Genomic DNA, 26,338 nt, shown 5'->3' with positions numbered 1-26,338 from the left:
TAAAACGGCAACAGCCCCTAATTTTTAGAAGAAAAAATAGGCCTATGACCACCGCCAACATCAACACGACCATGCTGACCTGGGCGCGCGAGCGCTCCGGCATTGCCGTGCCTGAATTTGCGCGGAAATGCGGTGTCAGCCCAGACAGGCTCAGCGAATGGGAATCCGGCCATCGGCCTTTGACTTTCAAGCAGGCTATGACTTACGCTGAAAAAGCACATATCCCGTTCGGCTATTTGTTTCTGGTCCAACCGCCAATCGACGAATTGCCGATTCCCGATTTAAGAACCGTCGAAGGCCAAGCAAACCGCAAATTCAGCGCCGAATTGCTCGACCTTATCAAGCTGATGCAACAGCGCCAGGAATGGTACAAAGATTACCTGCAACAACATTTTGTCGGTCCAAATCCTATCGTTGGCCGCTTTGCCGTCAAAGATGGGGTAACCACCATCGTCCACGACATGCGCACCGCACTTGGTGTCGGCATTCATCCGCAACGCGGCAGTTGGGAAGACTATTACCGCGATTTGGTTAACCGTATCGAGTCTGTTGGGGTTTTAGTGATGCGCCAAAGCGATGTAGGCCACTACACGCGGCCGTTACGTGTCGAAGAGTTTCGCGGTTTTGCAATCGCTGACGGCTATGCGCCGATCATATTCGTCAACCAAGCCGATGCCTTGGGTGCACGGCTGTTTACCCTGGTCCACGAACTGTGCCATATCTGGATCGGCCAGTCCGGCATTTCCGACGCTAGCACGCAAACCCACCGAGAAGAAGAGGTTCTTTGTAACGCCGTCGCCGCCGAGTTTTTAGTCCCGGCTACTGAATTTCAACCCCTATGGCAGCAGGGTCAGAAAAATTGGCAGTCTAATTTACCGACTTTGGAAACGCATTTTCACGTCAGCACCTGGGCATTGGCGCGTCGCGCGCTGACGCTAAATTTCATCACGCCGGACGAATACCAGCGTTACATCAACGCTCAGCAAGCGGCGTATCAAGATCGGAACGACGAAGGTGGTGGCCCCGGTTATTACCGCACCAAAAAAGCCCAAATTAGCCAGCGTTTTTCCCGTGCGGTGGTTAGCGAGGCTCTCAGCGGCCAATTGTTACTCCGTGAAGCCAGCCAGTTGTTGGGCGGCATCAAACCCGACAAAATCGCCACTTTTGCCAAGGAGTTGGGCGTTTGAAATATCTTCTGGACTCAAACACCTACATTCAAGCCAAGAATTTCTATTACGGCATGGACATCTGCCTGCCCGGCTTATTGGGATTGGTTGGATCATAAGTTTCAATTGGGTTTGGTCGCCAGTGTTCAGATGATAGGCAAGGAACTCAAAGACGGTGACGACGAACTGGCTGCTTGGGCCAAGGCCCGCCCAGAACATTTCATCGACAACGACGACACCGAAACCCAGGCGGTGTTTTCCGAAATTGTCCAAAGTGTCGCAGCCGGCGACTATAATTCGGGTAACCGCGACAACTTCTTAGCCAAAGCCGATCCCTGGCTCATCGCTAAAGCCAAAACCCTCGGCGCGACAGTAGTCACCCACGAAGCGTTGCTGGCACCCAATACCAAGAAAGTCAAAGTTCCCAACATTTGCCGCCAATTCGGTGTGCCGTGCCTGGACACGTTTCAGTTTCTGCGGGAACTGAATGCTCGGTTCGTTTTGGAACGCTAAATTCCAGCCAAGGGTACGCACCGCGTACCTTTTTGGCTCAAACGATAGCCATTAACGATCACTCCCCGTCAATCACCACTATCGCTACAAACCGGAAAGCACGGCGATTGCCGGTTAGTCGTTCGCGGTGTTCGATCCGGCCCGCCCAGGATTGAGGTCAACGAATAGCCTAGTTGTCCGGAATACCTTAAACGATCCGATTCAGTATTAACCGCGCCTGCAAGCCGCCCAGCGGCGAGCGGCCGAAGTCGATGTCGGCGCTGTGTAGCGCGACGATGCGTTGGGCGATGGACAGGCCCAGGCCGCTGCCTTCGGCGGATTGGGCGGTTTCGACGCAGCGGTAGAAACGCTGGGTCAGGCGCGCCAGTTCGGCGTCGGCGACGCCGGGGCCGGTGTCGTCGACGCAGACCGCGACTCGGTCGGCTTCGAGCCGGCAGGACGCCAGCACCGCGCCGCCGGCCGGCGTGTATTTGATGGCGTTGTCCAGCAGATTGCGCAGCAGGATTTGCAGCAATTGCGGATTGGCCGCGACCGCCATTTTGGCGTCGCCGCGCAATTCCAGATCGATCTGCTTGGCGCGGGCCAACGGTTCCAGATCGGCCAGCGTGTCGGCCAGCACTTGATGAATGTCCACGCTTTGCAAATCGATCCCGGCGTTATGGTGTTGCACCCGCGCCAGCGTCAACAATTGCTGAACCAAATGCGTCATCCGCAGCACGGCCTGTTGCGCCTTGGCGATGGCTTGGTCGCGCATGGCCGGATCGACGGCTTTTTGCGCCACTTGCAGTTGGGTTTGCAGGCCGGCCAACGGCGTGCGCAGTTCGTGCGAGGCGTCGGAGGTGAAATTACGTTCGTTAACGAAGGCCTGTTCCAGCATCGCCAGCAAGGCGTTGAGCTGATTGACCACCGGCAGCATTTCCTCGGGCAAGGCGTCCAAGGCCAGCGGTTGCAGGAAGTCGGCCTCGCGGCTGGCCAGTTCGTCCTTCAGCCGGTTGATCGGCCGCAAGGTGCGGCTGACGATCAGCCAAATCACCAAGCCCAGTACCGGCAGAGCGATCAGCACGCCGATGATTTGCTGGCCGGCGATGCTTTCGACCAGTTGCCGGCGGATGTCGTCGCGCTGGCCGACGTGGATCACGTAATCGCCGTTCTCGCTGCTCAAACTGAACACGTGCCAGAGCTGGCCGTCCAGTACCGTTTCGCTGTAGCCGTTGCGGGTCAGCGACAGCGCGAATTCCGGCGCGCTTTCCGAGCGCAATACCAGACCGTCCTTGATCGAACGCAGTTGGAAGGCAATCTTGCGTTCGTATTTGTGGCCGAGGATAGGGGTGTCGAACAATTCCGGGGTTTTCTCGCGCTCCCACAATTTGGTCAGCGCGCGCAGCCGCAGCATGTTGTCGACAAAGGCCTGCACCACCCGCGCCGATTGCGCCAGCTCGGCGTTGAACAATTCGGCGATTTCGTCGCGGGTGCGTTGGTAATTCAGATAGGCGCTGACGCTCCAACCCAGCAACAGTGCCGACAGCAGCGAGAACAGCAGTTGCTTTTTCAGCGAGCGGGGCGCCAGCCGCCAGGGTTTGGTCATCAGTCGTGATCGACGATGTAACCGACGCCGCGTATCGTGCGGATCAGGCCGGCGTCCAGCTTTTTACGCAGATGGTGAATGTGAACTTCGACCGCGTTGCTCTCGACTTCCGAGCCCCAGGCGTACAGCGCTTCTTCCAGGCGGGCGCGGGAAATCACCTGGCCGAGATGGCCCAACAGATAGCTGAGCACTTCGAATTCCTTTTGCGACAAGTCCACCGGCTTGTCCAGGTAATACACCTGATGGGCGGCCGGGTCTATCGTCACGCCTTTGTGCTCGATCAGCGGCTGGGCGTGGCCTTCGTGGCGGCGGGCGAGGGCGCGCAACCGGGCGCAGATTTCGGCCAGATCGAAAGGTTTGGCGACGTAGTCGTCCGCGCCGTTGTCCAGTCCGGCCACCCGCTCGGCCACGCCGTCGCGGGCGGTCAACAGCAGCACCGGCGTGCTGTCCTTGCGGCGGCGCAGATTCTTCAGCACGGTCATGCCGTCCATCCGCGGCAGGTTCAGGTCGAGGACCACCAAGTCGTAGCGGTTCAATTTCAAGGCTTCGTCGGCCTGGGCACCGTCGGTCAGCCAATCCACCGCGTAGCCTTCCAAGGTCAGGCCGGCTTTGATGCCGTCGCCCAAAATTGCATCGTCTTCCACCAATAATAAGCGCATGATGTTCCCAACCGGTTGCACAATTCGGCCGGCATTGTAGCAAGGAATTGCAACGGCGGATTTGCCGGTCTCAAGCTTGGATTTGCCGTTAGACCGAATCGTTGCTACATTTCGAACGTTTAGATCAATTCCGGCCGGAGGCTAATATGCGGCACATTTCTAGGTTCAAAGGCCGGCGCCGCTGGGGGACGCCATGGCTAGCGCTGGCGTTTGCCGCCGCCGCGCAAGCCACGCCCAGCGACGATTCCGACATTCTGGCCCGGCGCGGCCAGCAACGGCCCTTGCCGACCGATGCCAGCCAGCCGCCGACGCTGACGTTGAGCCAACCGGCCGGCGGTTGGACCAGCGGCTTGCAGATTAAGGTGGAAGGCACTTGTTCCGATCCGGCCGCCGACCCGGTGGTGGTCAACATCAACGGCGTGCGCTACTACGTGCGCAACGTCAACGGCGGTTTCGCCCGTGCCTTCCCGGCCGCCAAGGGCAAGAACACCGTGATCGCCGAATGCGCCAACGCCGCCGGCGTTGCTAAAGCCTCGACGACGGTGGACGCGGTGATCGCGCCGATTCCGTTGAAAGTGGTGCTGACCAGCGACAGCGACGGCGTTTACACCGATTTGCATATTTACGAGCCCGACAATACCCACGTTTACTGGGCTGATACCAACTCGACCAGTGGCGGCATCTTCTTTCTGAATCAAAACGGCGACAATTTCGACCAGGCCGGTTACGGGCCTTATCTGTATGTGCATCCGGCCCCGCCGGTCGGGGTGTTCCGCATCGACACCAATTACTGGCCGGGCGGTGCGGTGCAGCATACCCTGGCGAATTTGGACATTATTCTCGACGAAGGCCTGCCCAGCGAAAGCCGGCGCCGGGTGCAAAAACCGCTGGCCCGGCCCGGCGAAACCCAAACCCTGGCCTACGTGGTGATTCAGGGCAATCGCCGGCCGGCGAAAATCTACGTGCCCGGCCAGGATGCCGAACGCGACATGCCCGCCGAGGTGCGCGACTACATCAAGCATGACCCCAAACGCGAAGGCGAGGACAGTGGCGGCGCGGAGCTGGGTTTCCTGCCGCCGCAAGACGAACAGGCGCTGCGCCAGGTCGTTACCGACGTGGCCCTGCTGCAAGCCCGCAAACTCAGTCCGCTGTGGGAAACCAAGCAACGCGATTGCGCCGGCCTGGTGCGCTTTGCCTACCGCACCGCGCTGGAACCGCGCGACGCCGCTCGCACCGCCAAATTGGGCGTGCCGGCCAAGCTGAATTTACCGCCGGTATCGGAGCAGGCCAGGCAGGCGCTGCCGGCTTATCCGCAAATCTGGCAAACCGGCATCGGGAACGGTTTGCCGCGCTACGGCCATTTCGCCGACGCCGAGACGTTGATCGGCTACAACTTCCGGCTGAAATCCCGCGACCTGGCGGCGGCGCGAAACGGCGATTTACTGGTCTATCAAAAGCCCTTGATTAACGACGAGCCCTATCATTTGATGCTGTTTGCCGCCGGCCGCGCCGAGAATCTGGCCGTCTACCATAACGGTGCCCTGGGTGCCGACGGGCAGGTGCGGGTGGTCAGAATCGCCGAATTGTTGGAATCGCCCGATCCGGTCTGGATACCCCGGCCGGAGAATCCGTATTTTCTAGGAGTGTACGAATGGAACCGCTTACGCCCGCAAAACGCCTGACCGCGATGGCCGCCGCCGCGGCCCTGGTCGTGACGGCCGGCGTCGTCGCTTATCGGCAGTTGACCGAGAAACCGCTGGGGCAATTGACCAGGGCCGGACTGCCGATGCTGGATTTGGCCGTGCAATTGACCGACGCCGAAGGCAACGTGTTGGCGGCCGAGGGCTCGCGGGTGGCCAACGGCGAGCCGGCGCCGGAAGGCGACGAACGCTGTCCGGCCTTGAGCGGCGGCGATATCGCCTCGGCGACCGCCGTCGATGCCAGCGTGCCGCGCGCCGGCGATTGTCCGCGTCGGGCCGCTTGGTACGTCAAGAAACATCCGGTGGCGCTAAGCCTGCATTTCAACGACGGCGCGGCCTTCTTGAATTGGTGGGACCGCCAGCCGCGACTGCAAGCCTTGGCCGACGACCGCTTCGTGCACGGCTTGTTTTTCGGATTGCTGCAAAGCTTGAAGGTGCGGGCCGAGCAACTCAATCTGGATGGCTTGCAAGGCGAGTTTCTGCAACAACTGCTACGCGACGCGCTCGGCGCCGACGCCGAATTGCATTACGACATGGCTCACGCCAGCCAGGGCTGGGTGCTGAGTTATCGGCGTAGCGCCAGCCGCTACAGCGACCGGGCCATGCCGGCGCTGGCCGGCTTGTTGGCGGCCAGCGGCTATCGGGTCGGCAAGTTGCCCCAGCCTATCTTGGAAACCCGGATTGGCCCACAAAAGCTGTTTTTTACCGAATATCAGGGCAGGGTGTATCTCGCGCAAGGCTTGGAAGCTCTTCTGAACGTGATCGATAGCGTCGCGCCGCAAACCCAAGCCGGCGCCGCGCCGTTGAGCCTAACCCTGCGCGCCGAAGCCTTCGTCGGGCATTTGCTGCCGGTGTTCGTCGGCGCGGCCGAATATCCGTTGCGTTGGGATTTCGCGCTGACCGAAGGCGAACTCGGCGTGTTGCAATTGCCGCCGGCGCTTTGGCAAACCCGCTTGCACGGCCAATTGTTCGAAGGCGTGCTGGCCAGCATGCCGCACGACGCTTTTGCTGGTGTCGCCGCCAGCTTGGCGCTGCCGCCGACCTGGACGCTGGACGACTGGCGCGGCTTGGCGACCGACGGGCCGGCAACGGCGCCGCCAAGTCCCGAGCCGGCCGGCATCGCGCTGATCTGGGACTTCAATGCCGATAGTCCGGCCGGCGCGGTCGGCGTGATTGTCGCCAATCCGGGCCAACCGCAAGCCAGCGCCGCCTACGTCCAATATCTGAAAAATCCCGATCTCGGCGCCGAATGCGCCGGCGGTAGTCTGTTTTTGGCCGCCAGCTCGGAAAGCCTGTTGACGCGGATGAAGGACGCTTGCGCCCGGCAATCGCTCAGTCCGTTGGATTGGCAGCGCGGCGCCGAAAAGTCGCGCTGGCAAGCCGCGCAACTGGCGGCCTTCGTCAATCCCGGCGCCGGCCTTCGCGAACTGTTTCTGGCCGGCGGTGCCGGCGAGACCGCCCAGGACAGCAACGAATTCGCGCCGCGCTGGCAGCAGGATTACACCAACGCCAAGGCCGCGATGCGCCGCGACGGCGATAAACTGTTCGCCGGGTTGCCCATTTTCAGCTACGCCGGGCGCGCCGATACCACCGGCGCCCGCCTGGCCGGGCGTTTGCTGGCCCAGTGAGCCGCCGGCTCAGTCGGTTGCTTAGTCTTGGCGCTGGGCAAATAGTCCGTGCCGAGGTAGGCTAGACGGCTATTTCCCAGCGGTTCTTAAACATGAAATACAAAATTCCGATCGCCGCGACCTTGCTGGCCGTGGCTGGCGCGATTTGGCTGGCCAACCGCGAGCCGGCACCGATCGATGTCGAAGTCTATACATTGGCCGAGGGCGAGGTGCGCGCCACGGTCGCCAACACTCGGGTCGGCACCGTCAAGGCCTGCCGGCGCGCCTATCTGGCGCCGGCCACCGGCGGTCAGGTCGCCAAGCTGCACGTGCGGGAAGGCGACAAAGTCCAACAAGGCCAGGTGTTGCTGGAAGTTTGGAATCAGGATTTACACGCCCAGGCCGCGTTGCAGCAGGCCCAAATCGCTGCCAACCTTGCCGCCGCCGAGCAAGCCTGCCAACTGGCCGGCGGCGCCGAGCGCGAAGCGGCCCGGATCAGCCGCTTGGGGCGGCGCGACCAAATTGTTTCTGAGGAACAAGTCGACAAATCGGTGACTGGCGGTAAAGCCCAGCGCGCCGCCTGCCTGGCCGCGCAACGGGCGGTCGATGTGGCGCAAGCCCAGCTCGGCGTCGCCGAGGCAGCCATCCAACGCACCTTGGTCAAGGCGCCGTTCGATGGCACCGTCGCCGAAGTCAATGCCGAACTCGGCGAGTTCGTCACGCCGTCGCCGCCGGGCATTCCAACCTTGCCGCCGATCGATTTGCTGGACTTGAGTTGTTTGATCGTGTCGGCGCCGATCGACGAGGTCGATGCCGCCGCGCTGAAAACCGGCATGACCGCCTGCGTATCGCTGGACGCGTTTCCGGACAAGCGCTGCTCGGGCGTGGTCAGCCGCATCGCGCCCTATGTGTTGGAAAAGGAAAAGCAAGCCCGCACCGTCGAAGTCGAAGTCACCATGAAAGACCCGAAAGATCTGGCCGAACTGATGCCCGGCTACAGCGCCGATATCGAGGTGTTGCTGAACCGTAAGGAAAGCGCGCTACGCCTGCCGGCCGAAGCCATTCTGGAAAATAACCGGGTGTTGACGATAGATGCCGACGGCATCTTGCGCGAGCGCGGCTTCAAACCCGGTTTGTCCAACTGGAGCTATACCGAAGTGCTGGATGGCCTGCAAGCCGGCGAGCGAGTAGTCGTGTCGCTCGGCAAGGAAGGCGTTAAGGCCGGCGCGCGGGTCAAGGTCGTCGAGTGATACGGCTGAGCGGCATCGGCCGGCAATTCCAGGTCGGCGAACAAACCGTGCAAGCCTTGCGCGGCATCGATTTGCACGTGGCGCGCGGCGATTACTTGTCGGTGATGGGGCCGTCCGGCTCCGGCAAATCGACCTTGCTGAACATTATTGCCCTGCTGGATCAGCCCAGCGCCGGAAGCTACTGGCTGAACGGCCGGGATGTCACCCAACTCAGCGATGACGAACTGGCGCGAACCCGGCGCGATAACATCGGCTTCGTGTTTCAGTTTTTTCATCTGATCCCGCGCCTGACCGCCGCCGAAAATGTCGAAATGCCGATGATCCTGGCAGGCATTCCGGCCAAGCAACGCCGGGAACGGGTCGGCGAGGCGCTGGCCTCGGTGAGCTTGGCCGACCGCGCCGAACACCGCCCCAATCAACTGTCCGGCGGCCAGTTGCAGCGTATCGCCATCGCCCGCGCGATGATCATGCAACCAGCCATCCTGTTGGCCGACGAGCCGACCGGCAACCTGGACAGCCAGTCCGGCCTGGAAATCGTCGAACTGCTGGAAAACTTGAATCGGCGGGGCGTCACGCTGATGGTCATCACCCACGATCCCAACCTGGGCGCGCGCGCCGGAAGGCAAGTCAGGATAGTGGATGGGGCGTTGGTTTGAGTTTAGTGGCGCTCGGCCAATTTCCAATGCATCAGGCCTTGTCCGGATTGGCGGTGCTTCCAGTTCACCCACTGGGTGAATCAGGGTGGTAACAGTGTTCCGATGCATTGACAACGTTCCGATTTCTCGTTTAAAAGTCGTCTAACAATAATCACAACGTTTTACAGGGGGCAAGGCGCATGCAAACCAGCGTGAACTCATTTGAGATCAGGGCAATCCTATTCGTGTGCGTGCTGTTCCACCAACCCACCGCGTTGGCCGACGCCGATCTTGGCTACCAAAAGCGCGGCCACTATGCCGAGGGCCGGCGGGATAAACCGGTTGCCAGCGTGGGCATCGAACTGATTTCGGTATTGGCCGACTATCAAGAACCCGGCGGCAACCTTGCCGAGCACATTCAAGCCCGCTTTTATTTGCAGGAAAATACGCCGGTCTGTTTGGTCGCCAGAGAAAAAGACAACCGCAAGTTTTATTGGCTGGACCAAGTTCAACAATCCTGGCAACCCGGTGAATTCAATACCTTCTCCTGGCCGACCGCGACTGTCATCAAACCCTTGCAACTCAAAGTAACCGATTTAGGTGTGTTGGTGCGGCTGCAAGACTGCTCAAGCGTCGATAGTGCGGCGCCGGACCGCATTGCCCCGGCGATTTTGTATCAAAATCAGCCGCCAAACGAATTGTCCGCTTACGTTTTTACCTACAAATTACGCGCCAATGCCAAAGTTAACCTAAAGGTCAAGTCGCTGGCTGACGGCCAAACGGTATTCCCCAAGGAACTGGGCAATAAAACCGGCGTTTTCGAGGTGGTGGTGCCTGCCAATAAACTGGCCTCGGGCGATTATCAAGTTGAATTGACCGGTTACGACCTTGCCAGTAATGCTCCCGTTTATCAGTCGGTTAGGTTTTTCCACCCAGCCACACCACTCTGATCGCCGATGCCTAAAAACGCTTTGGCCGGCTGGCTTTCCAGGCAACACCGGATTGTCTTAGCCTGGATTGTAGTACCCAGTGTTGTGTTTGGGTCAATCGCCTTGGTATTGGCATTTTGGCCGATTTCCACTCAGGTAGCCATGCAGGTGCAAGCTCAGTCAGTCCAGTTCAGCCCGGCAGCCGACACAACGGGGGTCTTATGGGAGGGCTCGCTAAAGTTTGCTGCATTAGACATTCAGGGCTTGCAGAAACTGAGTGTGCCGGGTGATTGGCCACTTACCGAAAACGGTCAGCCCACTAACACAATCAGCAACATGCGGGATTGGCTGGGAGCCGAGTCCCCACTCGCGGAACTGCATATCACCACGGCCGGATGGCTTAGTGAAGTTAAACTAGCCCCAGAAACCGAACTACGCTTGGAAGCCATCGGGAATCGGCAATTTACGCTACGCTGGCTGGATAAGCCGCAAACCCTGTTGATCGTGCCAATCGGCCAAAGCCAAATCCAAGGACACCATCTGCACCGAACTGCCCTGGATAAACCCCGGCTGGACGACTTGAATTTACAACTCAACTCGCCTCCCAGCCAGCCTTTCGAGCTGGGCGTTAAAGCCGGCGGAACCCTAACCGTTCGTGCGGAAACGGTCTTATTGCTGCCGCACGCATTGCCGGTCGGTCAGTTGGCTTTTAAAGAACAAACTCGCGACGGCGCGGCCGTGTGTAGCTTGCGCGGCGAGCTGAAACTGCGTTATCCGGATTTTCCGGAACGTAAGGAACTAACCTTACCCGCACCCAGTAACTGTGAAATACAATCAGACCGTGACAATCCGCTGCAACTGAGCGGACTGCATTTGAACGAAAAAGGCGATGGCTGGATGCTGACGATCACGGGCAGCGCCGCCGAACTAAAGCTAGGCCGGGACGATTATCGCATCAACGCTTTGGAAGCCTTATGGGCCAACGATTTGGCGAAGATTATTTTCGCCATCGTAGTCTGGGTAGCCAGCCTGGCGCTGGGTGCCTACAAATTACACAAAGAGGAGAGTAAATCGTGATGCGCTGGGTTTGGCTGGTGTGGGTCGGTTGGTTAATCGCAGGTTCAGCGTGGGCGGAAAACTACGATGCCTTAAGGGCCGGCATCGTTAAAGTGACCACCACGGACGGCCGGATTGGTACCGGATTTGTCGTGCAAATCGACGGTAACAACGCTTACGTCGTGACGGCCTCCCATGTAGTGGAAGGCGAACAAAATCCTGCCTTGACTTTGTTTCAACGCCAAAACGATCCGCTGCGCGGGCAAGTGATCCACTTGGAAGGCGGCGACCCACGCGGCTTGGCCTTGGTCAAAATCAACGGGAACCTGCCTTCCGGACTGGTTGCGCTGCCGTTAGCAGCCGATAACGTCCGCCCCGACGAGTCTATTGTGTTGATCGGTTTTCCGCTGGGCGGCGGCGCTTGGATGCCGGTAGTAGGTCAAGTCGGCACGCCTAATAACAAGGATATGACAATGTCGGCGATTATCGAGGAGGGCAACTCCGGCGGTCCAGTGCTGTATAACCGCCAAGTGGCAGGCGTCGTGATGAAACAGTCCGGTGAAAAGACTTTCGGCAAAGCCGTGCCGATCAGCATCGTCAAAACCACTTTGGAAAATTGGGGCGTCGTCGTTGGCAATTCTTCACGCTCGACCGTAACGGTAACGGCCGCGTCTAACCCCGAACCCTGCCGCCTCTGCCCCGATATGGTCAATATCCCGGCCGGGGATTTCTGGATGGGCTCCGCCGACAACGAGCCGAATGCTGATAAAGACGAAAAACCTAGACACAAGGTTCATGTTGAGGCTTTTCGTTTGGCGAAATACGAAGTCAGCCGGGCTGAGTTCGAGGCGTTTGTCGAGGCGACGGGCCATGTAACCGGCGAGTGTAATGCCTGGGACGGCAAGCAATGGGTGAGTAAAGCCGGCAGCAGTTGGCGTCAGCCGGGTTTTGAGCAAAGCGGCGATCATCCGGTGGTGTGCGTCAGCCATGACGACGCTCAGGCTTATATCCGCTGGTTAAATCAGCAAACCGGATTTACTTACCGCTTGCCGATCGAGGCCGAGTGGGAATATGCGGCGCGTGCCGGCGCCAGCACGACTTATCCGTGGGGCAGCGATGTCGATGACGCCTGCTATTACGCTAATGTGGCAGACTTGACCTCCAAAAAAACCTTAAACTGGGATCCCGTGGTCAGTTGCGCCGATGGCTACGTCTATACCGCACCGCGCGGTAGGTTGCGCGCCAATGGCTTTGGGCTACACGACATCAGCGGTAACGTCTGGGAATGGACTTGCAGCGTCTATACCGAGAACGGTTATGACGGTAGCGAGAAACGTTGCGTCGGCACCGGCCGGCGGGTGATCCGCGGCGGTTCCTGGAACTACGGACCGGTGAACCTCCGCTCGGCCAACCGCAATGGGAGCAATCCGGACAACCGGTTCAGCGGCCTCGGTTTCCGTCTTGCCCAGGACTAACCCTTGGTCCTTTGCGCTTTTACCCTTTTGCGAGCGGCCGATAGGCCGCTCGCGCGATTTTTTCCGGCGTCCTTATCCCAGAAAATCCTCAATCGACCGGGCAATCCCCGGAAACGCCTGCAGTACTTTGCGGTCGGCGGTAATCAGCGGAATATGCCGCAATTTGGCCAGCGCCACGAATTCGCAATCGTAAGCCGAGCAATCGCTAGCGGCGACTAGTTGCAAGACCTGGACGGATGAGACTTCGTATTCATTTTGCTGTAGCAAGGCTTCCGCTTGGCGAACGATGCGCAAGGCGTCGTCCAAGGTCAGCAGGTTTTTGCGCAGATACAGGGCCAGGACGTTGCGAAATTCGCTTTTCCACAGAGTGGGCGCCAGCCAATGCGGTTCGTGCTGTAACAGGCGTTCGGCTTGCGCGGATTTTTCACTGTTCAGATACAGGTAGGCAATCGTGTTGGTATCGACGACGATCATGGCCGGCCGGCGGATTTAGCCTGATCGATGTCCTGGTCGGTTAACAGGTAGTGTGTGGTTTTCTCTCGCAATTGCCGGGCTTGAGCGAGATGCTGATCGACACTGAGCCGATGCGGATCGATGACTCGCTCCACGCAGTAAATGACTTCGCTGTTAATGCTGCGATGGTGCAATTTGGCGGCGGTTTTGAGCTGTTCGTATAAATCGTCGGGGATATTTTTTAGGGTCAAGGTTGCCATGATGCTCACCTGGGAAATCAAATGGGTTCCATTATGGAACCCCATCAACACCTGTCAAGCACCCGGTCAATAAAACACCCTGAACAACCTTTGAATCTGTTCGAATTCGAACAAATACGGTTGGGCCACGTCGCGGTTGGCGGCGACCACCAGCAGGTCGTGGGAGAACACCGAGGTGTTGTACCAGTTGAAACTGCCGTCGATAACGATGTAATCGTCGATGACGCAGTATTTACTGTGTATCGGCGAGTAGGGCACCGGCAGATCGTCTTGGCCGTACACCAAGCCCACCCGGATGCCGGCGTCCTTCAGGCGTTGCACGGCCGGCAACAGCGGGCGGGCCAGTTCGTCGCGCATTGGCCGCTCGACGCCGATCTTGCCTTGGCGGGCCAGATGACCGTTCAGCAACAGTTGCACGTCCACGCCGCGATCGCGGGCCTGGATCAGCGCCGACACCACGCTGTCGTGGTGGTCGCCGAGCAGGTCGCCGATCAGAAACAGACAGACTTTGATCGAGCGGCGGGCGCGGTGGATTTCGGCGAGTATCGCGTGATGCGGCCGGTAGACCTTGCCGTTGGCCATGGTTTGCCGGCCGAAGGTGTACAGCAGATTGAACGGGCTGAGCGGGTCGATGCCGTATTTTTGGATCACACCGCCGCGCTGGCTTTGGAAGATGTTGTCCAGCAGCCGGCACACGCCCTGCGAATGAAAGCTCATCCCCGATTCCCAGTTGGCCCACCAGCGGTCGAAGGTGATGTTGAACGAGCCGAGGATGCAGTCCTCGTCGTTGAAGATCACGAACTTGGTGTGCATGTCCGGCTCGACTTCGATCAGATGATGTTTGGGCGTGCAAAACACGCCGATCAATTCGATGCCGGCCCGTTTCAGGCGGGCGTAGTTGTCGCTGTTGGTCAGCGTCATCTTGCGCCAATCGACGACGCATTGCACCAGCACGCCCTGGCGGCTGGCGTGGATCAGGTGGTTGATGAAGTCGTGGTCGTCTATGCAATCGACGCTGACCTTGATCGTGCAAAGCCGCCGCGGCTGATGATGCTTGGCGGCGATGGTCTTGTCGATGTGGTCGTGGATGTAGCGCTTGGGATGGTAGGGGTGGTGCTGTTGGCCCTTGGTGAATTTCGGCGTCAGATTGAGTGTGTCGAAACGCTGGGCATACCAGTCGGCGTCGCTTTGTAACTGCTTGGGATCGAGTTCGTGGGCACGATAATGGTTGGGCGTCGCCCAATGGTCGCCGATGTGGCGATGCTGCGGTTCGGGATCGCTGGGTTGCTGGCCGTCCATGAAGATGTATTCCTGGCGGGAGGCGATCGAATGTTCGCCGAGATGGACGATGAACGCAAACTTGATGCAGTGAATCTTGCCGAACTGGCGCGAGTAGGGCAGCACGTAGAAGTCGCGGGTGCTGCGTTTATGGCGGTTCCATTCGATGTCGTAGGCGTCGGTATCGACGATATAAGTCTCGCAAATCTCGGCCCGGTACACGCGCAAAATCACTTTCAAATTGGCCGCGACGCCGTGATTCATCTCGAAATCGAGCTTGCCCCAGCGGATGTCGAAGCTTTCCCGAAAATCATTGCCGCGCGGAAAGTAACCGCCCAGTTTGCCGAACACCGGCCTAGCGTAATGTTCTGCTGCTTGCATCTGTGATTGCCTACCTCGAACTAGCGATGAAACGGGTTAACGGGGCTCGAACTCGAAAAGATAACCGCAATGATCGGAAACCCTGCCGTAGTCCTGTTCAGTAAAGACCGCCCTGGCGGCGACGGCCTTGAGCGCGCCGCTCTTGTTCATGAAAATGTAATCGATTCGATAGTCTTCCGCCAAGTAGTTATGCCAGTGCGGATCGTTGACCCGGTAGATTTGTTGGTACAAATTGGGCGCGCTGGCCGCCAAATATTGATCGCGGTATTGGTTGCCTTCGACGATCAAGCGGTAGCCGATCGAGCCGGCCGCGACGTTGAAGTCGCCGCACAGCAGAGTGCCGCAGACCTCGCTGTCGCGGCGGGCGTCGGCCCAGGCCGCCAAACGGCGGAATTGGCTTTCGAACCCGTCTTCCCACCAGCTCAGATGCGCCGAGAATACGTCGATGCGGCCGAAGCGCGGCAGCGTGACGTTGGCGGCGACTACTTTGCGAGAATGTATGCTGTAGACATCGCTGCTGTCGGACACGTAGCGCGATTCCTGGCGTTCCAGCGGATAGCGGCTGAGGATGGCGACCCCTTCCCGGTAGCGGTCGAAACCCAGATGCGACCAATCGCAATGCAAGTGAAACGGTCGAGATAGTCGCGCGTTAATGATGTTGGCGGCGTTGGACGGCCAGTCGCCGTAGCCGTTGTTCCAATGCTCGGCGACTTCCTGCAAGCACACCAAATCGGCCCGCCAGTCGTCGATGGCGCGGGCGATTTGGCTGAATTTGCGGTCCTGATCGTCTTCCTGATAACAATGCAGATTCAACACCAGCACCCGCAGCGGTGGTCTGCTAAGCCGGTAGTTTTGGCCAGCGCGATTGTCCCAGTAGGTGCGGGACCGGGTGTGGGCGGCGATGCAATATTCGATGCGAAAGGCTTCGCCGATCCGCAAGCGCGTGTGCCAAAGCCGGGCCGGCTTCAGGCCGGTCGCGGGTCCTGCCGCCGGTTTGCGGCGGCGGCCGGCCGCCTTGCACGGCGCTTGCCGGGTGCGCCGCCAACCGTCGCCGCTCCAATGCACGCTGACATGATCGATGTCCAGCCTTGCGTCGGTCGCGACCACGACAGGCCATTCGACGGTTTCCAGGTCCAAGGCCGTCGGCAAGGTCAAGGTTTGCAAGACCAAATCGTCGGCCAGATGATGGCCGCTGCCGGCGCGGGTTTGATAGTCGCGGCCTAGATTATTATCCCAGGCTTCGCCGTCCGGCCAACGGTAGTGCAGCGCAAATCGGATACCGCCCGGCAAGGCCGACCCTGCCTCGGCGCCGAATTCGGCCGCCGCATGCCAAACTTCGCCGCCTTCCGGCGTTTTGGTCAGATAGTTCGCGGGCAGGCGTTGCCAGACGCCGTCGCGGCCGCACCAGACCAAATCGACGGTTTTGCGGTAGTCCAGATCGGCGACCAGGATCAGGAAGGTTAAGGTTTGACGGCGCGCGCCGGCCCGGCCGCCGGCGGTATTGCTGGTGTAAAGCAAGCGTATCGGGTCCATGCCGGGCTCCTGGTGCGATGGGCTGGCGAAATCCGGCGCGGCGGTCCGGGACGCGATGCCGGCTTAGCCGGCGTAATCGCGAAAGTCTATGTCGGGGAAAATATCGTCCATGATCTCCAGTGCTGTCAAATATCGCTCGTCGATGCGATTCTTGCGGATCGCGTCGTGCAGATAATTGAAGCGGGCCAGATGGTCGGCGATCCGCTTTCTGGCGTAATCGACGGTGGTGCCGGCCTTCATGATGAAGGGCCAGTCGGAGGCCTGCGCCAGCAGCAACGAGCGGGCGGCCTGATTCAGCGCGCGTTCTTGCGCCGGCGTGATCTTGAGGCCGTTCAGATCGTTGGCGAGCTTTTCCATTTCGGCGGCGGCCCGGTGCAGCAGCGGATAAATCCAGTCGTTGCTTTCGTTCAGCCAATAGCTCGAATAGCCGTGTTCACCCCAGCTCGACGCGGCCGGTCGGCCGATACCGTGGCGCAGCGGTTGCTGAAGGTAGTCGGAGCAGGCGGCCGTCGTCAAGCCGCTATCCGATTCGGCCGCCAACCGTAACACCTGTTCCAGCCAAAGCGGACCCTCGTACCACCAATGGCCGAACAGCTCGGCGTCGTAGGGGGCGACAATGATGGGCGCTTGCGACAGTTCGCCATCCAGCGCGGCGATTTGCTCGCGGCGGCGGCGCACGAAGTCGGCGGCGTGCTGTCTGGCCTTGGCGTGGGCCTGAGCGGGTTGATAGGCTTGCTTGGGTTGGTTCTGTCCGGTGATACGGTAATACTTGATACCGGTGTTGACGCGGGTTTCGCGGTCCAGGATGTAGGGCGCGACGTACTCCAGCGGCAGGTCGAAGCCGATGTCCCGGTAATACTCGCGGTAATCCGGATCGCCGGGATAACCCTGCTCCGCGCTCCACACTTGGCGCGACGAGGCCGGATCGCGACCGAAGGCGGCGACGCCGTTTCCGCAATCCAGCGGCGCGTAGACGCCCAGGCCCGCCGTATTGGCGGCGGTCATCAGTGCATGGCTGTCGACGAAGAAATGGTCGATGCCGGCGGCGGCCAATTCGTCTTCCAGGCCCGGATAATAGCCGCATTCCGGCAGCCAGAAGCCGCGCGGCCGAAAGCCGAAGCGCGACTCGAAACAGCGCAGGCCGACGCCGATTTGATTGCGGACCGCGGCCGGACTGACGTTGAGCAAGGGCAGAAAGCCGTGAGTGGCGGCCGTGGTCGTCAATTCCAGATTGCCGGTAGCGTGATGAAACTGAAATGCCGGCAACAATTCGCAACGATAGCGCTCGCGGTAGCGGTACAACGCGTCTTGATATTGCCGCAGATAAAACTCGGCCAAGGCCTGAAACTGGGGCAGGCCGCGGGTGCGGGCCACCTCGCGCTCGGCCAGTTCCACCCGGCCTTGCAAATAGTGCAAGTAGCGGTTTTGCAGCAAGGCGTCGCCCAGCATCGTGATCAAGGTCGGCGACAGCGACAGGGTCAAGCGGTAGGCGATCCGGTCGTAATGCAGCCGCTCCAATAACCCAAGCAAGGGTAGATAACATTCGGTGATCGCCTCGAACAGCCAGTTTTCCTCGAAGAAACTGGCGTGTTCGGGGTGATGCACATAGGGCAGATGGGCGTGCAAAACGATGGCGAGATAGCCTTTAGTCATCGGCGTCTGAAGTCGGAGCCGCGGGATCGGCGGCCAGGGTTGAGGAAGCCGCGAGCTGCAGCGGCAACATGAATTGCGCGACGCTCGGCGTCAGATCGTGATTGCCGTCGGGTAACGCGGCGGTCGCGGCATCGTTGGAAATCGCCAGCGGACTGAATTGCCGGTCGCCGGTCAAGCGGCCGAGTACGGCCCGGTAGTGGGCGGCGGCGCCGCCGAGGTATTCGGGCAGGACGATGCGTTGCCGCGAGGCGTCGGCGGCTACCGGCACGTCGAACCAGACCGGCGCGCTGGCCGGGGGGGCCGGCGAGTCGGCGGCCGGGTTTGTTGCTGGGGCTTGCCGGAAGATGCGCAGCGTCAGCGGGCTGGATTCCGGCTGGTTCGGCAAAGTCGCGGGCGGAGGAGCGTCCAATTGCCAAAATGCGTGCAGGTGGCGGGGGTCTATCGGCAACAGCAGCAGACTGGCTTGACTGCCGCGCGCGCGCGGCGCGTATTCGCGGCTGATTTGTTGACTGATTTCCAGCAATTCGCTGGGCGAGAATCCGCCGGTCGGCGCGCGCCGAACCCCGGATTCGTAACGGCGCGGCGCGAATTGGCGGCTGATGGATAGACTGATTTCGCGTAATTCTTCGGCCGATAGCGGGGCGCGACTAGGAGTAGGTGACTGCGAAAAAGCCATCGGCGACGATAAGGAATCGGATTGTTGATTTCGACACGCTGTCAACTGCGTGAATTGTGCGGTATTTGGCAAAATCGGCAAATTGCGAAGACTCTACTCGTTGTCGCCTATTTACGCAAGGCATAGGCCGGATCGCCCGAATTGCAGTAGAATCGGGGCTTTCGGACTTTTTCGGTCAAGGAAATGCATAAACAATACCACTTGAAGTCGGGTAGTCCTTATCCCCACGGCGCCAAAGTCGGCGAGGGGGGCGTCAATTTTTCGATTTCCAGCCGTCATGCCACTTACGTGGAGCTGTTGCTGTTCGCTCAGTCGGACAGCGAAAAGCCGTTCCAAATTATTCCGTTAACCACCGATAAGCACCACACCTTTTTTTCCTGGCACGTGTTCGTCGTCGAATTACCGGTCGGCACCTGGTACGCCTGGCGCTTGGACGGCCCGTCGCAAACGCGGGAAACGGGATTGCGCTTCGACCGCGACAAGTTGTTGCTCGATCCCTGGGCGCGAGCGGTCAGCGACAAGTTGTGGGTGCGCGGCGCGGCCTGCGTGCCCGGCGACAATAGCTATCACGCGATGCGCGGTGTCGTCGTCGACGACCATTACGATTGGGAAGGGGATACGCCGCTGTCGATACGCAGCGAGAAAGTCATCGTCTACGAATTGCACGTCGGCGGTTTTACCCGGCATCCGTCGGCCAAGGTTAAGCATCCGGGGACCTTTCTGGGGCTGATCGAAAAAATTCCCTACCTGAAAAAACTGGGCATTACCCACGTCGAATTGTTACCGGCGATGGCCTTCGACGAACAGGACGTGCCGCCGCATACCGCCGAGCGCGGTTTGACCAACTATTGGGGTTACAGCACCCACAGCTTTTTCAGCCCGCATCCGGGCTATTGCGTGACGCCGGAACAGGGTACTCACATTAGGGAGTTTCGCGATCTGGTCAGGGCGCTGCATAAAGCCGGTATCGGCGTGATCATGGACGTGGTGTTCAACCATACCTCGGAGGCTGGCAGCGATGGGCCGGTCATCAATTTCAAGGGGATTACCGGCAACAGCTTTTATCTGACCGACAAATACGACAAAAGGCTATTTCTGGATTACACCGGTTGCGGCAATACCGTCAACGCCAACCATCCGTTGGTGACTAACTTCATCATCACTTGCCTGGAATATTGGGTGCGGGAGATGCACGTCGACGGTTTCCGCTTCGATTTGGCTAGCGCCTTGGCGCGCGGCGAGGACGGCAGCGTGTTGCAGGACCCGCCGTTGGTGTGGGGCATCGAGCTGTCCCAGCAGTTGGCCAAGACCAAACTGATTGCCGAGGCTTGGGACGCGGCGGGTCTGTATCAAGTCGGCAATTTCCCCGGCTACCGTTGGGCCGAGTGGAACGGCCGCTACCGCGACGCGATACGCCGCTTCGTGCGCGGCGACGGCGGCATGATCAACGAAGTGGCCACCCGCATCTGCGGCAGCAGCGATCTCTACGAGCATCAGCATCGCTTGCCGATCAGCGGCATCAACTTCGTGACCTGTCATGATGGCTTTACGCTGCATGATCTGTTCAGTTACAACGATAAACACAACGAAGCCAACGGCGAGGAAAACCGCGACGGCTGCAACAACAATCTCAGTTACAACTGCGGCGTCGAAGGGCCGACCGACGATCCCGAGATTTTGGCCGTGCGGCGGCGGCGCGCCAAGAACGCGTTGGCGATTCTGTTGCTCAGCCACGGTGTGCCGATGTTGCTGGCCGGCGACGAGTTCTTGAACAGTCAAAACGGCAACAACAACGGCTATTGCCAAGACAACGAGCTGAGCTGGTTGAACTGGGAGGATGCCAAGAAGAATGCCGACGTGCTGCGCTTCGTGCAGACCCTGATTAAACTGCGCAAGCGCCACACCGCGCTGATGCGCCGCCGCTTCCTGACCGGAAGGCCGCTGGAAGGTAAGACGCTGCCGGATATTCACTGGTACGACGTCGATCAGATGCATCCGCCGGCCTGGACCGATCCCGAGGCGCGCTTTTTGTCGTACACGCTGTCCGCGTTGGCCAAGGAGGAACCGGATTTGCACGTGGTGATGAATATGGCGAGCGAGGATGTGCTGATCGATTTGCCCAAAATCGAAGGCAAGGCTTGGTGTTTGTCGATCGATACCGCGCTGAGTTCGCCGGCCGACGCCGTCGAACTCGCCAACCAGTCGCCGCTGTCGCTACAGCAATACCGGGTGCGCGGCAATTCGGTGGTGGTATTGGAGAATACCCGTTTTTCCAACGAAGGCGGCGGCGAGTCCGTGTCGCATAAAGCATCCGCCTTTCTGACCAAATTGACCGGCATCCGTTTGATCGATTAGGCCCATGCCTAGGGGCTCGTTCTCGAGCCCCGGTTTCGGCGGCGAACGCCCCAAATTAGAGCGCTGGTTTGAGTTTCGGTATCATGCGGTTTTGCCGTCGATACAGGAAACCGCCCATGCCCATTTTTGCCGCGTTGTCCCGCCATGCCGCTCCGCTGCCCGAGGATTTGCAATCCGTCGCCGCCGGTTTTTGCGAGCGGTTGGCGGCGGTTCTGGACGCCGAACAGGCGGCGGTGCTGGAGCACGAGGCGATCGCGGCGAGTGCCTTAAAGGTTTGCGTTTGCAGTCAATTCGTCGCCGACAGCTGGCTGCGCGAACCGGGCTTGATTGCGGAATTGGCGGCCGCCGGCGATTTGTTCGCGCCGACGCGCCGGGATCAATACGCCGCCGCGTTACGGACGTCCGTTGGCGAGATCGACGGCGAACCGGCGCTGGCCAAGGTCTTGCGCCGGTTTCGGCGTCTGGAAATGGTCCGTATCGCCTGGCGCGATTTGGCCGGCTGGGCCGATTTGGACGAAACGCTGGCCGATCTGACCGCGTTAGCGGAAGCCTGCATAGCCGCCGCGTTGGATTATTTGTACGCTCGGGCCTGCGATCGCTGGGGAACGCCGACGCTGGCCGACGGTAGGCCCTTCAATATCGTGGTGCTGGGCATGGGCAAGCTCGGCGCCTGGGAATTGAATTATTCGTCCGATATCGACTTGATTTTCGCGTTTGCCGAAGACGGCATGTTGACCGGCAAAAAAGAAATCAGTTACGGGGAGTTTTTTACCCGCTTGTGCCGGTCCTTGGTCAAGATGTTGGACGAAATCACCGTCGATGGCTTTGTGTTTCGTACCGACGTCAGGTTGCGGCCGTTCGGCGACAGCGGCCCGTTGATCATGGATTTCGACGGCATGGAAAAGTACTACCTGACCCAGGCGCGGGAATGGGAACGCTACGCGATGATCAAGGCCCGCCAGGTGGCTGGCGACTTCGAAACCGGCCGGCAATTGGCCGCGCTGATCAAGCCCTTCGTCTACCGCCGCTATCTGGATTACGGCGCCTTCGAGGAGTTGCGGTCGTTGAAGTTTCAGATCGCTCAGGAGCTGAAGCGCCGCGACCGCTTGGACAACGTCAAACTCGGTCCGGGCGGCATCCGCGAGGTCGAGTTCATCGGCCAGGCCTTCCAGTTGATTCGCGGCGGCCAGGAGCCGGTGCTGCAGCAGCGCGAGATTCAAGTCATCCTCGCCGCGCTGGCCGAGCTGAAGCTGATGAGCGGCGATGACGTGGCGACGTTGAAGTTCGCTTACCGTTTCTTGCGCCGCACCGAAAATCATATCCAGGAATACCAGGACAAACAAACCCACGATTTGCCGACCCAGCCGGTGGTCCGGCAAATTTTGGCTTACTCGCTGGATTTCGAGGATTGGGAGGCCTTCAAGCGCGAATTGGATGCCGTGCGCGAGCGGGTGCAGGATACCTTCGAGCAAGTGTTTTCGCTGAGCGAACAGGACACCAAGCAACGCAGTGTCCGGTTGATCTGGACTTGCGCCGCCGACGACGATTTAGCGTTGGAAGCGCTGGCGGACTACGGGTTCTCCGAACCGCGCAATGTGCTGCAAGCCATCGTCGATTTCAAGCACAGCCACGCGGTCAAGCGCATGACCGCCAAGGGCGCGACCATACTGGAGCGCTTGGTGCCGCAAACGATAGAACGCGTTGCCGAGACCGAACACCCCGAAACCACGTTGCCGCGGGTGTTGAAACTGTTCGAGGCGGTGACCGGCCGGGCCGTCTATCTGTCCTTGTTGGCCGAGAACCCGCAGGCCTTGGCGCAATTGATCAAATTGACCGCCGCCAGCCCGTGGATCGCCGACTACTTGGCGTTGTATCCGATACTGTTCGACGAATTGCTGGATACCGGCGCCCTTTACGCGCCGCTGCAAAAACAGGCGTTGCGCGAAGACTTAGGCTTGGCCCTGAGCCGGGTCGAAGCCCAGGACAGCGAACAGTTGATGATCGCGTTGCGCCTGTTCAAACATCAGCATGTGTTGCGGGTGGCGGCGGCCGACATCATGGGCTTTATTCCGGTGATGGTGGTCAGCGATTACTTGACCTGGATCGCTGAAGCAATCTTGGAGCAAGTGCTGACGCGAGCCTGGGCCATGCTGGGCGCCAAGCACGGTTATCCGCCCGTGACCGGACCGGAACCCAAGCATTTCGCGATCCTCGGCTTCGGCAAATTCGGCGGCATCGAACTCGGTTACGGCTCCGACCTGGATTTGGTATTCCTGTACGACGCCGCCGACGGCGATGCGCTCACCGATGGCGATAAGCCGATCGGCACGGCGCAGTTTTATATCAGGCTCGGCCAGAAGATCCGCCATATCCTCGACACCCGGATGCTGTCCGGGGTGTTGTACGAAGTCGATCTGCGGCTGCGGCCCAATGGCGATTCGGGTTTGTTGGTCACGCATATCGGTCATTACGAAGCGTATTTGCGCGATCAGGCTTGGACTTGGGAGCACCAGGCCCTGGTCCGAGCCCGCTTCGTCGCGGGCGACACCGAGTTGCAAGCCACGTACGAGGCGATTCGCGCGCGGATTTTGGCGCTGCCCCGCGATTACCGAGCGCTGCAAACCCAAGTGCGCGAGATGCGCCAAAAGATGCGCGACAATCTGGCGGCCACGGATCCGGCGGTATTCGACTTAAAACAAAGCGCCGGCGGTATCGCCGATATCGAATTCATCGTGCAGTTTTGTATTCTGGCGCATGCGGCACGGCATTCCGATTTGGCCAAGTACACCGACAACGTCCGGCTGTTGGACGGCTTGCAGGCCCACGGCTTGATGCCGGCCGCCGAAACGGCGCTGTTGAAACAGGCTTACTGCGCCTATCGCGATTACGGCCACCACCAAGTATTGCAAGATCTGAGCGCAACGGCGGCGGCCGGCGATTTCACGGCGCTGCGCGCCGAGGTCGAGCGACTCTGGCAACAATACATGTGTTAGATCCTCGATACGCTTGGCTTGAAACAGGCGTTTGGCGGCGGCAACCACCGCTCGAGCGAGGAAGGAGAGCGTTTTTCAAGGCGCGTTAGCTTACGTGGATAAGGCCGGCTGGAAGCGGGTTTATTGGCGTACGGCGTAAAAACATTCGGAGGTGCGTACGCGCGCAGGCGCGTTGGAAATAACCGCAGAAACCGGGCGTTAATTTTTCGCGATGGAGTCCGCTACACTTGTGCTTCGGGTTCGTAGCCGCGTTCTTCCGGAACCCCGCGTCGATGGGCGTGCTAGTTCGGTACGGGGGAAGTTACCGGGGAAGGTGTGGACGAACGCAGAAACTTCAGCACAGAGAATAACATGTTCGATTTCTTCAATCGGCGCTTAAAAACCGACTTGGCCGAGGCTCGGCGCCGCTTGGCCGATGCGACCGATTTTGCCGACGCGATCGAGGCCAATATTGCCACGATCCAGTTTCAGCCGAATGGCACGATCATTGGCGCCAACCGTTTGTTCCTGGATGTCGTAGGCTATTCGGCCGCCGAATTGCAGGGTCAGCAGCACCGAGTTTTGTGCGATCCGGGGCATGTCAATAGCGCCGAGTACGGCGCGTTTTGGAATGCCTTGAAAGCCGGGCGTCAGCAACACGGTACTTTTCAACGCCGCCATAAAAACGGGACGACGCTTTGGCTGGAAGCCACGTATTTTCCGGTCGTCAATCGTCAGGGCGATGTCACGCGCGTGTTCAAGATCGCAGCGGACGTCACCGAGATGCAGGATCGCTTGCGCGACCAATTGGCGATACAAAAGGCCATCGACCGGTCGATGGCGGTCATCGAATTTACGCCCGATGGACAAATCGTCACCGCGAACACCAATTTTCTGAGTGTAATGGGTTACCAGCTCGCCGATTTGGTCGGCAAGCACCATCGGGTGTTGTGCTTCGATCAGTTTTATCGGGATCAACCGAACTTTTGGGAAAAAATCCAGCGTGGCCAGTTCCAATCGGGACAATTTCAGCGCCGCAGTGCGCGTGGTGACAGCGTTTGGCTGGAGGCTTCCTACAATCCGGTGTTCGACGCCGACGGGCACGTGGTTAAAGTGATCAAGTTCGCCACCGACGTGACCGAGAGCGTCAATCGCAATACCACGGTGATCCAAGCCGCCGAGATGTCGTTTTCCACGGCGGAGGAAACCAGCCAGATTGCGCAGAAGGGCGCCGAATTGCTGGCGACATCGGTGACGATGTCCAACGAAATTACCGAGCAGATCAATCAGACCGGCGAGGTGATCAACCAGTTGAACGAACAATCCCGCAATATCGCGGCCATCGTGTCGACGATACGCGAGATCGCCGATCAAACCAATTTGCTGGCACTGAATGCGGCGATCGAAGCGGCAAGGGCCGGCGATCAGGGACGGGGCTTCGCGGTGGTCGCCGACGAGGTGCGGCAATTGGCGGCCCGCACCAGCAAATCCACCGCCGAAATCGATCAAGTGGTTTACGCCAACCGCAACTTGACCGCGACCGTGACCGAACGGATGGACATCGTCAGAAGCAGCGGCCAATCCAGCAACGAGCAAATCGCACAGGTGTCGAAGGTCATGGACGAAATCTATCTAGGCGCGGTGAACGTTTCCAAAACCGTTGCTTCGTTGCTGACCAACCGCAAGTAAGACTTAGCCGTGCTCGTCGGGGCCGCGATCGGCACGGCATCGAAAGCGTAGCGCGCGACTTCGGAGTGCGGGAACAAAGTCGCCGCGCCTATGCCGGTGAATAGCAGGAGACGGCAGCGAACGGCCTCCGCGCAGGGGGCAACAAGCGGGACATCCACCAGGTGTCGCCTTCCTTCAAATCGACCACCGCAACCTCGCACTGGGTGGCAAGTGCCAGCGTATCGAGTATTTCCATCGGAGCGGCGTCGGTGACGACGGTACCCGATATGCCGATGTTGTCCGCCAGTCTGAACGCCGGGTTGCTCGGCGCGGGGCCCGAAATCGATCTTGACGCCCTGGATGTCCAGCAGCCCTCGCCGCCGCGCCAAAAACTCAACCACCACCAATACCAGTGGCGCCAAGCCGGCCAAAATAACCGTCGGGACCAAATAGTTTCCGACGTCGGCGTTTGGCCAGCCCCAGTATTGATGGGTAAGGGCCGGCAGAATGCTGATTATCCTAAAAAGGGCAGTT

Annotated in this window: 22 protein-coding genes; 14 read left to right on the top strand and 8 right to left on the bottom strand. The window is 59.7% G+C overall.

The genetic code is table 11. The annotated features are described in order from the left end of the window. The first annotated feature begins 44 nt into the window (after positions 1-44). Genes A1355_RS20660 through A1355_RS20655 form a run of 3 tightly spaced genes read left to right on the top strand, consistent with a single transcriptional unit; the run spans position 45 to position 1,679 of the window. A complete protein-coding gene (locus A1355_RS20660) occupies positions 45-1,187 on the top strand; it encodes a helix-turn-helix domain-containing protein (RefSeq protein ID WP_064031176.1) in 1,143 nt (380 codons plus the stop codon). After that, entirely contained in the window at positions 1,184-1,285 is a 102-nt protein-coding gene (locus tag A1355_RS26280; protein WP_231883742.1) for a DUF4411 family protein, read from the top strand. Before A1355_RS20660 ends, A1355_RS26280 begins: the two co-directional genes overlap by 4 nt. After that, positions 1,275-1,679 carry a DUF4411 family protein gene (locus A1355_RS20655; RefSeq protein WP_197471865.1) on the top strand — a complete coding sequence of 135 codons (405 nt, stop codon included), beginning with the start codon at positions 1,275-1,277 and terminating at the stop codon, positions 1,677-1,679. The genes A1355_RS26280 and A1355_RS20655 overlap by 11 nt, the downstream gene beginning before the upstream one ends. Before the next feature lie 187 nt (positions 1,680-1,866). On the opposite strand, the gene A1355_RS20650 is transcribed toward A1355_RS20655, so the two are convergent. Both A1355_RS20650 and A1355_RS20645 read right to left on the bottom strand, forming a co-directional pair. Next, entirely contained in the window at positions 1,867-3,264 is a 1,398-nt protein-coding gene (locus A1355_RS20650) for an ATP-binding protein (protein ID WP_064031175.1), read from the bottom strand. Continuing rightward, positions 3,264-3,923 (bottom strand): response regulator, encoded by a 660-nt coding sequence (locus A1355_RS20645; RefSeq protein WP_064031174.1) that lies wholly within the window; start codon positions 3,921-3,923, stop codon positions 3,264-3,266. The genes A1355_RS20650 and A1355_RS20645 overlap by 1 nt, the downstream gene beginning before the upstream one ends. 146 nt (positions 3,924-4,069) lie before the next feature. Here A1355_RS20645 and A1355_RS20640 point away from each other — a divergent pair, with 146 nt between their 5' ends. From A1355_RS20640 to A1355_RS20610, 7 genes are all read left to right on the top strand, one after another. Continuing rightward, on the top strand, positions 4,070-5,605 hold the full coding sequence (locus A1355_RS20640) for a DUF1175 family protein (RefSeq protein ID WP_064031177.1): 1,536 nt from the start codon (positions 4,070-4,072) through the stop codon (positions 5,603-5,605). Further along, complete coding sequence (locus A1355_RS20635) at positions 5,575-7,251, top strand: hypothetical protein (protein WP_064031173.1); 1,677 nt, start codon at positions 5,575-5,577, stop codon at positions 7,249-7,251. Before A1355_RS20640 ends, A1355_RS20635 begins: the two co-directional genes overlap by 31 nt. Positions 7,252-7,343: 92 nt before the next feature. Continuing rightward, the gene (locus tag A1355_RS20630; protein ID WP_064031172.1) at positions 7,344-8,480 is read left to right on the top strand and encodes an efflux RND transporter periplasmic adaptor subunit; all 1,137 of its coding nucleotides are present in this window, start codon (positions 7,344-7,346) and stop codon (positions 8,478-8,480) included. Beyond that, positions 8,477-9,136, top strand: coding sequence for an ABC transporter ATP-binding protein (locus tag A1355_RS20625; RefSeq protein ID WP_064031171.1), 660 nt, complete (start codon positions 8,477-8,479; stop codon positions 9,134-9,136). The genes A1355_RS20630 and A1355_RS20625 overlap by 4 nt, the downstream gene beginning before the upstream one ends. A 191-nt stretch (positions 9,137-9,327) precedes the next feature. Next, positions 9,328-10,065: a hypothetical protein gene (locus A1355_RS20620; protein WP_157197979.1), complete on the top strand. Its 738-nt coding sequence runs from the start codon at positions 9,328-9,330 to the stop codon at positions 10,063-10,065. A gap of 6 nt (positions 10,066-10,071) precedes the next feature. Further along, positions 10,072-11,121, top strand: coding sequence for a hypothetical protein (locus A1355_RS20615; protein ID WP_157197978.1), 1,050 nt, complete (start codon positions 10,072-10,074; stop codon positions 11,119-11,121). After that, positions 11,121-12,575 carry an SUMF1/EgtB/PvdO family nonheme iron enzyme gene (locus A1355_RS20610; protein WP_064031168.1) on the top strand — a complete coding sequence of 485 codons (1,455 nt, stop codon included), beginning with the start codon at positions 11,121-11,123 and terminating at the stop codon, positions 12,573-12,575. The genes A1355_RS20615 and A1355_RS20610 overlap by 1 nt, the downstream gene beginning before the upstream one ends. A 72-nt stretch (positions 12,576-12,647) precedes the next feature. On the opposite strand, the gene A1355_RS20605 is transcribed toward A1355_RS20610, so the two are convergent. From A1355_RS20605 to A1355_RS20580, 6 genes are all read right to left on the bottom strand, one after another. Further along, positions 12,648-13,049, bottom strand: coding sequence for a type II toxin-antitoxin system VapC family toxin (locus tag A1355_RS20605; protein ID WP_064031167.1), 402 nt, complete (start codon positions 13,047-13,049; stop codon positions 12,648-12,650). Next, positions 13,046-13,288 (bottom strand): FitA-like ribbon-helix-helix domain-containing protein, encoded by a 243-nt coding sequence (locus tag A1355_RS20600; RefSeq protein ID WP_064031166.1) that lies wholly within the window; start codon positions 13,286-13,288, stop codon positions 13,046-13,048. The genes A1355_RS20605 and A1355_RS20600 overlap by 4 nt, the downstream gene beginning before the upstream one ends. Positions 13,289-13,354: 66 nt before the next feature. Next, positions 13,355-14,947: a phospholipase D-like domain-containing protein gene (locus A1355_RS20595; protein ID WP_064031165.1), complete on the bottom strand. Its 1,593-nt coding sequence runs from the start codon at positions 14,945-14,947 to the stop codon at positions 13,355-13,357. Positions 14,948-14,983: 36 nt separating this feature from the next. Further along, complete coding sequence (locus tag A1355_RS20590; RefSeq protein ID WP_064031164.1) at positions 14,984-16,480, bottom strand: endonuclease/exonuclease/phosphatase family protein; 1,497 nt, start codon at positions 16,478-16,480, stop codon at positions 14,984-14,986. A gap of 63 nt (positions 16,481-16,543) precedes the next feature. Next, positions 16,544-18,133, bottom strand: coding sequence for a glycoside hydrolase family 57 protein (locus tag A1355_RS20585; RefSeq protein WP_064031163.1), 1,590 nt, complete (start codon positions 18,131-18,133; stop codon positions 16,544-16,546). Continuing rightward, positions 18,126-18,809, bottom strand: a complete 684-nt coding sequence (locus A1355_RS20580) for a hypothetical protein (RefSeq protein WP_064031162.1) — start codon at positions 18,807-18,809, stop codon at positions 18,126-18,128. Before A1355_RS20580 ends, A1355_RS20585 begins: the two co-directional genes overlap by 8 nt. A gap of 183 nt (positions 18,810-18,992) precedes the next feature. On the opposite strand from A1355_RS20580, the gene glgX reads away from it, so the two are divergent. The 4 genes from glgX to A1355_RS20560 all read left to right on the top strand — a co-directional run. Next, a complete protein-coding gene (gene glgX, locus A1355_RS20575; RefSeq protein ID WP_064031161.1) occupies positions 18,993-21,164 on the top strand; it encodes a glycogen debranching protein GlgX in 2,172 nt (723 codons plus the stop codon). 116 nt (positions 21,165-21,280) lie between these two features. Continuing rightward, positions 21,281-24,157, top strand: a complete 2,877-nt coding sequence (glnE, locus tag A1355_RS20570; protein WP_064031160.1) for a bifunctional [glutamate--ammonia ligase]-adenylyl-L-tyrosine phosphorylase/[glutamate--ammonia-ligase] adenylyltransferase — start codon at positions 21,281-21,283, stop codon at positions 24,155-24,157. A 351-nt stretch (positions 24,158-24,508) separates the two neighbouring features. Beyond that, positions 24,509-25,825 carry a PAS domain-containing methyl-accepting chemotaxis protein gene (locus A1355_RS26670; protein ID WP_064031159.1) on the top strand — a complete coding sequence of 439 codons (1,317 nt, stop codon included), beginning with the start codon at positions 24,509-24,511 and terminating at the stop codon, positions 25,823-25,825. Positions 25,826-26,073: 248 nt separating this feature from the next. Next, positions 26,074-26,338, top strand: a 265-nt coding sequence (locus tag A1355_RS20560) for a hypothetical protein (protein ID WP_197471864.1), incomplete at its 3' end; no start/stop codon positions are given.

Source organism: Methylomonas koyamae (assembly GCF_001644025.1).
GTDB lineage: Bacteria > Pseudomonadota > Gammaproteobacteria > Methylococcales > Methylomonadaceae > Methylomonas > Methylomonas koyamae_A.
The sequence above is the reverse complement of the archived record's forward strand: the minus strand, read 5'-3'. Positions and strand labels throughout refer to the sequence as shown.